Source organism: Coprococcus sp. RTP21428st1_C9_RTP21428_210409, from assembly GCF_040227395.1.
In the GTDB taxonomy this organism is placed as follows: Bacteria; Bacillota; Clostridia; order Lachnospirales; family Lachnospiraceae; genus Coprococcus; species Coprococcus aceti.
Genome location: NZ_JBEHVV010000070.1, coordinates 1 through 14,592 on the forward strand (window position 1 = coordinate 1; position 14,592 = coordinate 14,592).

At 43.6% G+C, this 14,592-nt stretch carries 13 protein-coding genes; 12 read left to right on the forward strand and 1 reads right to left on the reverse strand.

Features of this window, described 5'->3' with window-relative positions:
• The 6 genes from ABUA34_RS11615 to ABUA34_RS11640 form a co-directional block, all read left to right on the forward strand.
• Window positions 1–127: acyl-CoA carboxylase biotin carboxyl carrier protein subunit (locus ABUA34_RS11615; RefSeq protein WP_349823366.1), on the forward strand; the 127-nt coding region annotated here is incomplete at its 5' end.
• Window positions 128–168: 41 nt separating this feature from the next.
• Complete coding sequence (locus tag ABUA34_RS11620; RefSeq protein WP_055222592.1) at window positions 169–1,299, forward strand: sodium ion-translocating decarboxylase subunit beta; 1,131 nt, start codon at window positions 169–171, stop codon at window positions 1,297–1,299.
• 41 nt (window positions 1,300–1,340) lie between these two features.
• On the forward strand, window positions 1,341–2,747 hold the full coding sequence (locus tag ABUA34_RS11625; RefSeq protein WP_015534888.1) for an oxaloacetate decarboxylase subunit alpha: 1,407 nt from the start codon (window positions 1,341–1,343) through the stop codon (window positions 2,745–2,747).
• 98 nt (window positions 2,748–2,845) lie between these two features.
• A complete protein-coding gene (locus ABUA34_RS11630) occupies window positions 2,846–4,105 on the forward strand; it encodes a BaiN/RdsA family NAD(P)/FAD-dependent oxidoreductase (protein WP_349823361.1) in 1,260 nt (419 codons plus the stop codon).
• A gap of 40 nt (window positions 4,106–4,145) precedes the next feature.
• Entirely contained in the window at window positions 4,146–4,808 is a 663-nt protein-coding gene (cmk, locus tag ABUA34_RS11635) for a (d)CMP kinase (protein WP_349823362.1), read from the forward strand.
• Between the two features lie 16 nt (window positions 4,809–4,824).
• Entirely contained in the window at window positions 4,825–6,774 is a 1,950-nt protein-coding gene (locus tag ABUA34_RS11640; RefSeq protein ID WP_349823363.1) for a bifunctional 4-hydroxy-3-methylbut-2-enyl diphosphate reductase/30S ribosomal protein S1, read from the forward strand.
• 71 nt (window positions 6,775–6,845) lie between these two features.
• On the opposite strand, the gene ABUA34_RS11645 is transcribed toward ABUA34_RS11640, so the two are convergent.
• Entirely contained in the window at window positions 6,846–7,904 is a 1,059-nt protein-coding gene (locus ABUA34_RS11645) for a ribonuclease H-like domain-containing protein (RefSeq protein WP_055222596.1), read from the reverse strand.
• A gap of 202 nt (window positions 7,905–8,106) precedes the next feature.
• Between ABUA34_RS11645 and ruvA the strand changes: the two genes are divergently transcribed.
• The 6 genes from ruvA to ABUA34_RS11675 all read left to right on the forward strand — a co-directional run.
• The gene (gene ruvA, locus ABUA34_RS11650; protein ID WP_349823364.1) at window positions 8,107–8,709 is read left to right on the forward strand and encodes a Holliday junction branch migration protein RuvA; all 603 of its coding nucleotides are present in this window, start codon (window positions 8,107–8,109) and stop codon (window positions 8,707–8,709) included.
• A 25-nt stretch (window positions 8,710–8,734) separates the two neighbouring features.
• Window positions 8,735–9,742: a Holliday junction branch migration DNA helicase RuvB gene (ruvB, locus tag ABUA34_RS11655; protein ID WP_022216513.1), complete on the forward strand. Its 1,008-nt coding sequence runs from the start codon at window positions 8,735–8,737 to the stop codon at window positions 9,740–9,742.
• Between the two features lie 13 nt (window positions 9,743–9,755).
• Window positions 9,756–10,157: a cell division protein ZapA gene (locus ABUA34_RS11660; protein ID WP_015534892.1), complete on the forward strand. Its 402-nt coding sequence runs from the start codon at window positions 9,756–9,758 to the stop codon at window positions 10,155–10,157.
• Window positions 10,147–12,501, forward strand: coding sequence for a peptidase U32 family protein (locus ABUA34_RS11665; RefSeq protein WP_173795422.1), 2,355 nt, complete (start codon window positions 10,147–10,149; stop codon window positions 12,499–12,501). The genes ABUA34_RS11660 and ABUA34_RS11665 overlap by 11 nt, the downstream gene beginning before the upstream one ends.
• Window positions 12,502–12,524: 23 nt before the next feature.
• The gene (locus ABUA34_RS11670; protein ID WP_022216511.1) at window positions 12,525–14,024 is read left to right on the forward strand and encodes an FtsW/RodA/SpoVE family cell cycle protein; all 1,500 of its coding nucleotides are present in this window, start codon (window positions 12,525–12,527) and stop codon (window positions 14,022–14,024) included.
• A partial coding sequence (locus ABUA34_RS11675) for a penicillin-binding transpeptidase domain-containing protein (protein WP_349823365.1) occupies window positions 14,005–14,592 on the forward strand: 588 nt, incomplete at its 3' end. The genes ABUA34_RS11670 and ABUA34_RS11675, both read left to right, overlap by 20 nt.

Here is a 14,592-nt window from a genome sequence, read left to right on the forward strand (position 1 = left end):
CCTTATCCTTGAGGCTATGAAGATGGAAAACGAAGTTGTTGCTCCGGAAGATGGTACTATCGCAAGCATAGATGTTACAGTAGGCGCTAGTGTTGAGTCAGGCGACACACTTGCAACACTCAACTAATTGCTTGAATTAGAATAAATCTTATAGGAGGAAACAACTAAATGGGCAGCACAATAGTTGACGTTTTGACAAATTTAGCTAATCAGACCGGTTTTGCAAGTCTTGACTGGAAGAATTACGTTATGATCCTTATAGCGTTTGCTTTCATGTATCTTGCAATCGGAAAGGGCTTTGAGCCACTTCTTCTTGTCCCTATCTCATTTGGTATGTTTCTTGTAAACATGTTCCCAGATATTATGGCAGAGGGCGGCTTGTTACATTATTTTTACCTGCTTGATGAGTGGAGTATCTTACCTTCACTTATATTCATGGGCGTAGGTGCCATGACAGACTTTGGTCCGCTTATCGCGAACCCGAAGAGTTTCCTGCTCGGCGCTGCAGCTCAGTTCGGTATCTATACAGCTTACTTCCTTGCATTCCTTATGGGATTCAACGGCAAAGAGGCTGCGGCTATATCGATCATCGGTGGTGCAGATGGTCCTACATCTATCTACCTTGCCGGTAAGCTCGGCATGGGTGGAACACTTCTCGGACCTATAGCAGTTGCGGCATATTCATATATGTCACTTGTACCTGTTATACAGCCACCTATCATGAAGGCTCTCACAACAAAGAAGGAGAGACTTGTTAGAATGCCACAGCTCAGACCTGTAACCAAGATCGAGAAGATCCTTTTCCCTATCATCGTTACACTTGTGGTAGTTCTTATACTTCCAACAACAGCACCACTTGTAGGTATGCTGATGCTTGGTAACCTCTTCAGAGAGTGCGGCGTTGTTAAGCAGCTCACAGAGACAGCTTCAAACGCTCTTATGTATATCGTAGTTATCTTACTTGGTACTTCAGTAGGTGCTTCTACAAGTGCAGAGGCATTCCTTAAGATGAGTACACTTAAGATAGTATTCCTTGGTCTTGTCGCATTCGCAGTTGGTACAGCAGCCGGAGTTCTCTTCGGTAAGCTCATGTGCTGGGCGACAAAGGGCAAGGTTAATCCGCTTATCGGTTCTGCTGGTGTATCAGCCGTTCCAATGGCAGCCAGAGTATCACAGAAGGTTGGAGCACAGTATGATCCTACAAACTTCCTTCTGATGAATGCTATGGGACCAAATGTTGCAGGTGTTATCGGTACAGCCGTAGCAGCTGGTACATTCCTTGCAATATTTGGAATTTAATTAAGAATTTAGGCAATGAAATTATATAGGAGGACGATAAAATGGCAGATAAGAAACCGATAAAGATTACGGAAACTGTACTGCGTGATGCGCATCAGTCACTTATAGCTACTCGTATGACAACCGAGCAGATGCTTCCTATCATCGACAAGATGGATAAGGTTGGTTATCATTCAGTAGAGTGCTGGGGCGGTGCAACATTTGATGCATCACTCAGATTCCTTAAGGAGGATCCATGGGAGAGACTCAGAAAGCTCAGAGATGGATTCAAGAATACAAAGCTGCAGATGCTCTTCAGAGGACAGAATATCCTCGGATACCGTCATTATGCAGATGATGTTGTAGAGTATTTCGTACAGAAGTCAATCGCAAATGGTATTGATATCATCAGAATATTTGACTGTCTGAACGATCTTAGAAACCTTCAGACATCAGTTAAGGCTTGTAATAAAGAGGGTGGACATGCCCAGGTAGCTCTTTCATATACACTCGGTGATGCATATACTCTGGATTACTGGAAGGATATGGCAAAGAGAATCGAGGATATGGGAGCAGATTCAATCTGTATCAAGGATATGGCCGGACTTCTTGTTCCAAATAAGGCTACAGAGCTTGTACAGGCACTCAAGGATGGTTCAAGCCTTCCAATTCAGCTTCATACACATTACACATCAGGTGTAGCTTCAATGACATACCTCAAGGCTGTAGAGGCTGGATGTGATGTCATCGATACAGCAATCTCACCTCTTGCGCTTGGTACATCACAGCCTGCAACAGAGGTTATGGCCAAGACATTTGAGGGAACAGAGTTTGATCCAGGTCTGGATCAGAAGCTTCTGGCTGAGATAGCAGACTACTTCAGACCACTCAGAGAAGAGTGGATCGCAAGCGGTCTCTTAAATCCAAAGGTTCTTGGTGTTAACGTTAAGACGCTTCTCTACCAGGTACCTGGTGGAATGCTTTCAAACCTCGTATCACAGCTCAAGGAGATGGGTGCTGAGGATAAGTTTGAGGCCGTTCTTGAGGAGGTTCCAAGAGTTCGTAAGGACTATGGTGAGCCACCACTTGTTACTCCTTCAAGCCAGATCGTTGGCACACAGGCAGTTCTCAACGTTGTAACAGGCGAGAGATACAAGATGTGTACAAAGGAGTCAAAGGCACTTGTACGTGGCGAGTATGGTCAGTCAGTAAAGCCTGTTGATCCAGAGGTTAAGAAGAAGGTTATCGGCGATGAGAAGCAGATCACATGCCGTCCAGCAGATCTTCTTGAGAACGAGCTCGACAAGATTGAGAAGGAGATGATCCAGTACAAGAAGCAGGATGAGGATGTACTCACATATGCACTGTTCCCACAGGTTGCAACTGACTTCTTCAAGTACAGAGAGGCTCAGGATAAGAAGGTCGATGTCACACTTGCTGACAAGGACAGCACAGCTTATCCAGTTTAATAACTGAATTCATAAGGTCAGATATATAAATGATCATAAAAAGGGACGGAGCTCCGCGAGCGGAGTCTCTGTCCTTTTGTTTAATATATGGAGATAATATGACAGGAAAAATAGTGGTTATAGGAGCAGGAGCTGCAGGGGTAATGGCTGCACTGACAGCGGCACAGAAGAATAAGGTCATTCTCATTGAAAAGAATGACAGGATCGGAAAAAAGTTATTTATAACAGGTAAGGGACGTTGTAATGTGACAAATGCATGTGACGCTGACGGATTTTTTAATTCAGTGGTCACGAACAGCAAGTTTATGTACAGCTCCTTTTATACATTTGACAACAATATGATAATGGACTATCTGGAGAAGGCCGGATGTCCGCTCAAGATAGAACGCGGAGGAAGAGTGTTCCCGACAAGCGATCATTCTTCAGACGTTATAGGAGCATTCAAAACTCTTATAAACAGAAATAAAAATATAAGTCTGTATTTGAATACGAAGGTTACAAGAATCAATATAGAGGATGGCAGGATAAAGAGTGTTGACGTATCAGGAGATAACGGCGGGACAGGCAATGACAGGATATACTGTGATGCTGTTATAATTTGTACCGGCGGAAGATCGTATCCACTCACGGGATCTACCGGAGACGGATACAGACTGGCAGAACATATGGGTCATACGATAAAGCCGTTAAGTCCATCACTGGTTCCGTTTGAGATAGAAGAGAAATGCTGCTCCATGATGATGGGACTGTCGCTTAAAAACGTGGCACTTCACATAAGCAGTGGAAAGAAGAAAATATTTGACGAACAGGGGGAGATGCTGTTTACCCACTTTGGCATAAGTGGGCCGCTGGTGATCAAGGCCTCCGCATATATACACAGGTATATTGGAAAAGATATAGACATGTACATAGATCTGAAGCCGGCTATGGACAGAGATATGCTTGATGCCAGACTCCTCAAGGATTTCAAGAAATATGCAAACAAAGACTTCAAGAATTCTCTTGGAGATCTGCTTCCGATCAAGATGATAGATGTGGTTGTGGAGAGATCCGGTATCGATCCGTATAAGAAGGTCAACTCAGTGACCAGGGAAGAAAGACAGAGACTTATAGATGTGCTGAAGGAATTCAGACTTACATTTGTGGGGCTTCGGGGATATGATGAGGCTATAATCACAAGAGGCGGAGTGAGCGTAAAAGAGGTAAATCCTTCCACCATGGAGTCTAAGCTTGTGGGGGGCGTGTATTTTGCCGGAGAACTGCTGGATATCGATGCGCTGACAGGTGGATTTAACCTGCAGGTGGCGTGGTCGACTGGATATCTGGCTGGACTTTCTGCTTCCGAGAGTTTACAATAGGCGTGGACGACAGTCAATTTAATTACAGGGAGACGAAGATATGAATATAGCAATAGATGGACCTGCAGGTGCAGGCAAAAGCACGATAGCAAAAAAGGCGGCAGGCGAGCTTGGTTTTATATATGTGGATACAGGTGCCATGTACAGGGCGGTGGCTGTATATCTCACAGAAAGCGATATATCTGCCAGCGATGAAAACCTGGTGGAGAAAAGCATAGCGGACATTTCCGTGGAGATAAAATATGAGGATGGAGCACAGCAGGTCTACCTTAACGGCGAGAATGTAACAGGAAAGCTGAGAACTGAGGCTGCCGGTAATATGGCTTCAAAGGCATCTGCACTTCCATGCGTCAGGGAAAAGCTTTTGTCACTCCAGCGGGATCTCGCTGCTTCAAATGATGTTGTCATGGATGGAAGGGATATAGGAACAAATATACTTCCTTCAGCAGAGCTCAAGGTATACCTTACCGCCTCTTCGGCAGTGAGGGCCAAAAGAAGATATGACGAGCTTGTCGCAAAGGGCGCTGAGAATATTGATATAGAGAAGATAGAGCAGGATATAATCCAGAGGGATAAGCAGGATATGGAGAGAAAAACAGCTCCTTTAAAGAGGGCTGATGACGCGGTTCTTATCGACAGCTCAGATATGACGATAGAGCAGGTTACAGACACTATAGTCGGACTTGCAAGAGAGAGAATGTAATACAGGTGGTTTAGATATGGAGATATTACTTGCAAAGAGTGCCGGATTCTGCTTTGGCGTTCAGCGTGCGGTGGATACAGCATACGAACATGCTGACGAGGAAAATGTGTATACTTATGGTCAGATAATACACAATGAAGAGGTGGTTGGTGACCTTACAAAGCACGGAGTGCAGGTGATCGACAGTGATGACGAATTGCTTGAGATAAAAGACAGCAAGGTCATAATCAGATCCCATGGCGCTGAGAAAAGGATATATGACATTCTGGAGGCTGGTGGGAATATGGTGATAGATGCGACCTGTCCATTTGTCAAGAAGATACACAACATAGTGCGCGAGGAAGGGCAGAAAGGAAATACAGTCGTCATCATAGGCGACTCAAGCCATCCCGAGGTGAAAGGAATCGTGGGCTGGTGTGTAGAGCCTCCGGTAGTCATAGGTTCCGAGGAGGAGGCTGAGGCTTTTGTAAGAAAATATATTGACGGAGAGGTCAAAACAGCGGATAATATATCGATAGTTAGTCAGACAACTTTTAATTACAGAAAATTTAATTATATTGTTGATATTATTCGAAATAAATTGTATAATGTTACTGCTTATAAGACTATCTGTAATGCTACGTCTGTGCGTCAAAGGGAGGCGCAGGAGATTGCATCAAAGGTAGATGCCATGATTGTTATAGGTGGTCGGAACAGCTCTAATACTCAGAAGTTATATGAGATTAGTAAAAAAGAATGTGAGAATACTTACTATATACAGACACTCGTTGATTTGGATTTGACTACTTTTGAATCCGTTAGTAGGGTAGGTATTACAGCTGGGGCATCTACCCCAAACAAAATTATTAAGGAGGTTCATGGTAGGATGGACGAGATGAATTTTGAAGAATTATTAAAGAATGATGAGAGCAGAGTCTCAATCAAGACAGGAGAGATAGTAGAAGGTAGAGTTATCGATGTTAAACCTGATGAGATTCTGGTAGACATCAGCTACAAGTCAGATGGTATTATTCCTAGAAGCGAGTATACCAACACACCTAATGCAGATCTGACAGAGCTTGTACATGTTGATGATCCGATAACAGCCAAGGTTGTTAAGACAAACGATGGCGAGGGATCAGTTCTTCTCTCATACAAGAGAGTTGCTGCAGAGAAGGCTAATGAGAAGCTTGAGGCTGCTCTTGAGTCAGGAGAGATCCTTACAGGTAAGGTTGTTCAGGTTGTAAGCGGTGGACTTAACGTTATGTACGATGAGACAAGAGTATTTATCCCTGCTAGTCTTGTTTCAGATACATATGAGAAGAATCTTGACAAGTACCTTGATCAGGATATCGAGTTTGTACTCACAGAGTACCAGCCAAAGAAGAGAAGAATAATTGGTAACAGAAAGCAGATCGTTGCAGCAAGAAAGGCAGAGGCTGCAAAGGCTCTGTTTGATAGAATAGAAGTTGGAATGATAGTTGAGGGTGTTGTAAAGAACGTTACAAGCTTCGGTGCATTCATAGATCTCGGTGGAGCAGATGGACTTCTTCACATCTCAGAGATGTCATGGGGAAGAGTTGACGATCCTAAGTCAGTTCTCAAGGTTGGTGATACTGTTAAGGCATTCATCAAGAACATTGACGGCGAGAAGATCGCTCTCAGCCTTAAGTTTGATGATACAAACCCATGGCTTAACGCAGCAGAGAAGTATGCTCCTGGAACAGTAGTTACAGGTAAGGTAGCAAGAATGGCTGATTTCGGTGCATTTATCGAGCTTGAGCCAGGTGTTGACGCACTTCTCCATGTATCACAGATCTCATATGAGCATGTTAACAAGCCAGAGGATGTATACAAGGTAGGCGATGAGGTTGAGGCAGTTGTTGTTGAGTGCAATGCAGATGACAAGAAGATCAGTCTCAGCGTAAAGGAATTACTTCCAGCTCCAGAGTATACAGATGATGTAGCAGAGGACACAGAGGAGTAATCTGATATATAGACAGTTAAGAAAACCGTAGTCGATAATGACTACGGTTTTTTTATGTCAGAATATTTATATCAGAATAGTTTGTTCAGGACTGCAAGGATATAGGCGTGGGATTGCTCACATTTTTCGTGTAATTCGGTGCTGTCCGAAAGAAAACGGTTTCCTTTAAGATCTGTATCATAGAATATCTCTCCGTGAAATCCTGGTGGACAGGGTATGAAGCTGCCGGTCTTGGTGGTGAAAGCATTGTCCTTTGTCGCTTTTTCCTTGTGGGCATCGTCCACATAAGCCGCCATTGATTTGTGTATGGCCATGTGCTCCATAGGTAGATAGTAATAATTTTTGTAGTCCTTGAAGAAGTATTTCATTTCGGTGTCCCGGGTCTTTGGAACGACCACATGCATATGTGTGTCACATGCATTTACAAGAATTCCATTCAGGGATTCCGTTATGCGGCATGGAAGCTTTGGAATGGAACAGTTGTATGTTATTGAATCGATGGTATCGGATATATCATCTATCTGAAAGTCATCAGGAATATGAGGGATATTCACAAATTCAGATATAGATATAAGCCCTCTTATATCGTCATGGTTATGGGTGAGCATATCGTCAAGCAGAGATTCGTCGTGAGAACTCAGATAATGCTTGTAGGCGGATATAAGATCGCCTCCTGATATAAAAGTATTTCTCTGGAAGTCAATCAGATGCTCTATGTCAAACTGCTTAGCCGAGTCCAGACGCAGAAGCTTTTTGTATTTTCTGGTTGTTCTATATATATCCACGCTCTGTATATTGTCAAGCGTAGTGTCCACGTCGAATTGCTCCATCTTTTTCAGCAAGTAGGGGATGTCAAAGGTATCGCCGTTGTATGACACCAGTATTTTGTGATTCTTTAGGATCTGTTCAAAATGGGACAGCATTTCAGGCTCTGAAGTTCCGTTGTCATTGAATATCAACTGGGTGCGAAATGCACTGTCTGAGAAATATGAACATCCGATCAGATAGAGATCCGAACGTTTGGCGCTGAGGCCGGTTGTTTCTATATCAAAATAGAGTATATCCGACAGCTCGTCCGATATGTGAGCTGTATCTACATTTATGTCTTCAGTATATTCAAAAATTATCATAATGGCTCCTTTTGGTTCCTTGCGTAAGGTACATTATAGAACATGCATTGTTCTGCAATATATATAGTAGCTGTCGTTTTTCAAAAAAGCAAACATATATTCACAATTGATAAATAATATGATATAATTACGAAGATTTAATGTCGGTTTCTATGCGATTTTGAGATACCGTCATATATTACAGGACAGGAAAAGTTAACGGATGATTTCATATATTCGAGGAGCACTTGAAATAAAGGGTGACAATTATATAGTGATCGAGTGTGGTGGAATAGGGTATCATCTCATGGTATCCGGAAAGTTTATGGAGAAGCTTCCACCGGTACATTCAGAGATAAAAGTAAGCACATACATGTATATACGCGAGGATGAGATAAGTCTGTTTGGCTTTGAGAACGCAGATGAACTCAATGTGTTCAAGATACTGCTGGGAGTGAGTGGTGTGGGACCAAAGGTAGCCATGTCTCTTCTGTCAACACTCACCGTGAACGAGCTCAGGCTTGCGGTCATATCTGAGGATGTAAAGGCCATATCAAAGGCTAATGGAATCGGGGCAAAGGGCGCTTCGAGGATCATTCTGGAGCTCAAGGATAAGCTGAGTATGGAGGATATGATAGATGCAGCATACAATGATTCGGTTGCTGTGCAGACCGCTGCAGGCGATGTGAGAACAAATGTCATATCGGCTCTCACAGCACTTGGATATTCAGGTGTTGAGGCGGGACGTGCTGTTTCGCGTGTAGATGGTTCAGCGGATATGGATGAGGAGCAGCTTCTTAAGGCGGCACTCAGATTTATGATATAGATTATTGATCAGATAGGTAGAAAAAATGGGCAGAATTATTTCAACAGAAAGCTTGGACATAGAAGAACAGAAAAGTGAATATAATCTCAGACCTCAGTATCTGTCGGAGTATATTGGACAGAAAAAGGTCAAGGATAATCTGCACATATTCATAGAGGCGGCGAAGAAGAGAAATGAGCCACTGGATCATCTGCTTCTGTATGGACCGCCGGGACTTGGTAAGACGACGCTGTCGACCATTGTGGCAAATGAGATGGGGGTAAATATCAAGATCACCTCGGGACCTGCCATAGAAAAGCCCGGTGAGCTTGCCGCGATACTCAACAATCTGTCGGACAACGACATTTTGTTTATCGATGAGATACACAGACTCAGCACACAGGTTGAGGAGGTGCTCTATCCGGCTATGGAGGATTACGCAATAGATGTTGTGATAGGCAAGGGCGCAGGTGCAAGGTCGATCAGACTTGATCTGCCAAGATTTACACTGATAGGTGCAACGACGAGGGTCGGAATGTTGTCGGCTCCCCTAAGGGACAGATTTGGAATGGTGGACAAGCTGGAATTTTATACCCATGACGATCTGAGAGAGATAGTGATGAGGTCAGCGGAGGTTCTTGGAGTTGACATAGACGAGGAGGGTGCACTTGAGATCGCAAGAAGATCAAGAGGTACACCGAGACTTGCGAACAGACTTCTCAAGCGCTGCAGGGATTATGCTGAGGTGTGTCATGACGGCCATATAGATCACGATGTTGCTAAGGCCGCTCTGGACAAGCTTCAGGTCGATTCCATGGGACTGGACGTGAACGATAGAAATATATTAATGACAATGATAGAGAAATTTGCAGGAGGGCCTGTCGGTCTGGATACACTGGCGGCTGCCGTTGGTGAGGATCCGGGCACGATAGAGGATGTGTATGAGCCGTATTTCATAATGAATGGATTCATAAACAGAACTCCCCGGGGAAGAGTTGTCACTGATCTATGTTACAGACATTTTGGACTGGATGCATTTATAAAGGATAAGTAAAGGAGAATGGGATATGGCACAGAAGAATGATATCAAGGTGGTAATCAACAATAAAGTATATACATTGAGCGGCCAGGAGAGCGAGGACTATCTCCAGAATGTGGCGACATATATCAATGGCAAGATAGCAGAATGTCAGTCATCTGAGGCGTACAGGAGATTTAACGCAGAGTATCAGAATGTTCTGCTTGCACTGAATATAGCCGATGACTACTTTAAGGCAAAGGATCAGGTCAATCAGATGCTCACCGAGGATGACGACAAGGATAAGCAGATATATGATCTGAGACATGAGGTTATCGAGGTGCAGATAAAGTATGAGTCTGCACAGAAGATGATAGAGGAATACAAAGAGAAGATAAGTGAACTTCAGAGACAGATCATAAAACTTGAAGCGGAGAAAAATGTTAAATAAGACTGAAATTTTGGCGCCGGCGGGCAACACGGAGGCGGTGAGAGCTGCAGTCAATGCATATGCAGACGCGGTATATCTTGGAGGCAGTATGTTCAGTGCCCGGGCATTTGCCGGTAATTTTGATGAAAAAGAATTGCTTGATACCATAGACTATTGTCACAGATTCGGAGTGAAGGTCTATATGGCGATCAACACACTGCTTAAGAATGAAGAGATACAAAGGCTCCCATCATATGTGGAGCCTTATTACAGGCAGGGCGTGGATGGGATAATTGTACAGGATATGGGAGTTGTCTCCGTTCTGGGCAAGTCGTTTCCAGACCTTCCATTGCACGGAAGTACACAGCTCAGCGTGTCCAGTTCACAGGGCGCTGCGTTTCTGAAAAGCATAGGCATGACCAGATTTGTGCCATCGAGAGAATTGTCATTGTCAGAAATCACAGAGATCAAGAAAAATGTTGATATAGAGGTGGAGACATTTGTCCACGGAGCGATGTGTTACAGCTATTCCGGAAGGTGCCTGATGAGCAGCTTTGCCGGAGGAAGAAGCGGTAACAGGGGAAGGTGTGCCCAGCCGTGCAGAAAGCAGTATGCCTCAAATGATGTAAATGAGTATATGCTCAGCCTGAAGGATATGTGCATGTTGAAGAGTCTGAGCAGGCTCATAGATGCGGGAATTGATTCTTTCAAGATAGAGGGAAGAATGAAAAAGCCAGAGTATGTGGCTGCAACCGTGACTGCGTACCGTGAGGTCAGAGATGCTTATCTGGCGGGCGAATCAGTGGAGAAACTGGCAGAGGAGCAGGAGAAGAAGCTTCTCGACATATATAACAGGGGCGGATTCTACTCAGGTTATTATTACACATCCAATGGCAAAAAGATGCTTGCGAACAGCAGACCGAACCACACAGGAATTAAGGTTGGGCGTGTGAATGCAGTAGAAAAGCCATATGTGGATATAAAACTTGACGAGAATGTATCCGCAGGCGATGTCCTTGAGATAAGAGGCAGAAATGGTGATGTGGAGCTCACATGCAATGTGGCGGCAAAAGCGGGAAAGAATGTCAGACTTAAGGCGAAGTCATTCAGGAGCATTGCAAAGTTCAATGATGTATACCGTACAAGAAACGGTAAGCTTCTGGAAGATATACAGAATAATATAATAAATGCCGACAGGAAGATAGAGCTCGCTGCACATGTCAGTGCGTATGCGGATCAGCCATTAGAGCTTAAGCTTTCAACTGTAGAAGGAAAGTGTTCTGTCTCAGTCGAGGGGCCTGTGTGTACACAGGCACTTAACAAGCCTGTCACAGAGTCACAGATAGTTGACAAGATCAAAAAGACAGGCGGTACAGATTATGTGCTCGGGGATATAGCTGCTGATGTATCTGAAAACCTGTTTGTACAGATAAGCGCAGTGAACAACCTGAGGCGGGAGGCGCTTGAACAGCTTGGACTGCAGATCTCACAGAGTTACAGGCGGGATGGCGGTGCAGTAAGAACTGGCCTGCCTGGCGCTGAAAGACCTCTTGAAAATGTGAAAAACAACACTGTTCACGGTGTTACAGTTGGAGTGTCGGACGCTGACCATGTAAATATTGTTAAGAATTATAAATGGGTCAGCAATGTAATAGTAGATTATAATGTCAGAAAATATGCAGATGAATTGAAGCAGGCCGGATTCAGAGTGATCCTTGCTCTGCCTGAGGTATTGCGGCAGAGAGAGCTTGACAGATATTCAGGCCTTTCCGGTGAACTTGGTTCATTTGACGGTGTGATGATCAGAAATTATGATGAGCTGGGAATTCTAAAGAAGTTGGACTATAAGGGACTCGTGATCGCAGATGCCAGTCTCTATGCGTATAATGATAATGCGTTTGATTTCTATAGAGAGAATATGGGTGATGTGTGCTTTATGTGTTCAAACGAGCTCACACTTGATGAGATACATGGTCTTTCATATGATACACTCATAAAGCTCTATGGTCATCAGAAGGTTATGATCACTGCAAACTGTATAGCAGGCAATTACATGAACGGCTGTGCCTCAAGGAAGATGTCCCGGAATGTCCTGACGGATGACAGGGGAAACAGATTCTATGTCAGAAATGACTGTGCGCACTGCTATAACATTATATATAATGGTGTTCCTACAAATATGATAGACAGACTGGCTGAAACCGGTATTTCAGGTAAAGACTGTTATATTGAATTTACAATTGAGGATACTAATAAAGTAAAGGATATAATGGACAGTCTGGAGCTTGCCATGTCAGGGGAAAAAGCAGTATCCATGTCTGTAGATCAGTATACCAGGGGACATTATTACAAAGGAATCGATTAAGATTTTTTGATAAAGGTGGAAACATGATAACAATAGTAACGGAGATAGCGAAGTATTTGATCATATTTTTTATGGTTTTATACACCGTAAAATGCTTTACGGTTTTAAAGCCTGTGCCTGCCGATAAGAAACGGCGGGCGCTTAATGTGCAGATATTTTATGTGTTCATGATACATTTTCTTTGCTATCTGACATTATATCTGCATTATGAGAAGAAGAGCATACTTATATTTTATCTGCTACAGATGATAGTATCCATAACATATATGGTTTCATATCATGCCATTTATAAGGGCTCATCGAGACTTATAACGAACAATATGTCATTCCTTCTTCTCATAGGTTATGTCATGCTGACAAGACTTGATTTTGACCTGGCGAAGAAGCAGTTTATATTTGCCACGATCATGTTGGTGGTGACGGCATTTGTGCCGTTGTTCGTGGTAAAGTTCCCGCAGATAAAGAAATGGAATATATTCTATGCGGTGTTTGGTATAGGCTTCCTGTGCACGGTGTTCATCCCGCATGTGGGAGTTGATAAATATGGTTCAAACAACTGGATAAGCATAGGCGGAATATCGATGCAGCCTATGGAGATCGTCAAGATCATATTCGTATTCTTCCTTGCCAGCTCATTTGAAAAGGCAAAGAACTTTAAGGATATGATGAAAACGATCTGTGTAGCAGGACTTTTCATGCTGGTTCTGGTGGCTGAGACGGATCTCGGTGGTGCGGTGATCTTCTTCATGGTATTTGTCATGATGCTGTACCTTGCCACTGGTAAGCACAGCATACTTATAGGCGGAGGCCTCGGAGGTTCGGTTCTTGCTGTGGTTGGATATATGCTTTTGAAGAATCATTTCAGCCATGTCACCATGAGAATCGATGCATGGCTTAACCCGATCGAATATATAGATGGAAGTGGATATCAGGTTGCACAGAGTCTGTTTGCGATAGGCTCGGGCGGATTCGAGGGAACGGGTCTGTGCCAGGGACTTCCGACATCGATACCGGTCGTGTCCAGTGATTTTATATTTGCTGCGATATGTGAGGAGCTTGGAGTTATATTTGGACTCTGCCTGCTTCTTATGTATCTGAGCTGCTTCATATATTTCATCAATATATCGATGAAGATAAGAGATGCTTTTTATAAGAATGTAGCCTTTGGTTTTACAATATGCTTCATATTCCAGATATTCCTGAACGTTGGCGGTGTTGTGAAGTTCATACCATCTACGGGTGTGACGCTGCCGCTTGTGAGCTATGGAGTGAGTTCGGTTGTCAGCACACTCATTATATTTGGAATAATTCAGGGTATATGTGTATTAGAGAACAGTGGAGTTGATAAAAATGTCAGACAGGAAAGTATCAGCAGGGAAGAGTGGCCAGAGACCCCAGTCGCGGTCAGGGGTCAGTCAAACAGCGGTGAAAAACAACGCAAACAGAAAAAGCCAGTCCAGCGCAAAGCAAAGACAGGATATGACAGGAAAGAGACGAACTCAGATGAATTCTGGGGAGAATAGTGACATTCTGGACAAGAAGACAAATGACAAAAAGAATGTGCCTGTTCTGGTTATAACATATTTTGTTGTCATAATCTTTATCTGTATGTTTGCATATATTATCGTGTTTATGGTGAGGGATTCAAGAACATTCATCGCCAATTCATACAATGGGAGACAGTCTCTCTATGCGGAGAAGATAAAGAAGGGAAGCATCATATCCAGCGATGGAAATGTCCTTGCGGAGACATTGACGGATGATGATGGAAATGAGTACAGAAATTATCCATATTCCAATGTGTTCGCACATGTTGTCGGATATGACAGCAACGGACAGGCGGGACTTGAGATGAGCTCCGCGTACTATCTCCTGACATCAAACCAGAACATAATCACGCAGACATACAACAAGCTCAGGAATGAGAAGAGTCTGGGAAACAATGTCATAAGTACACTGAATACCACGCTGCAGAGCACGGCTTACGATGCACTGGGATATAATGACGGCGCTGTTGTGGTTATGGAACCGGATACTGGAAAGATCCTTGCCATGGTCTCAAAGCCTGATTTTGATCCGAACTATATAGAC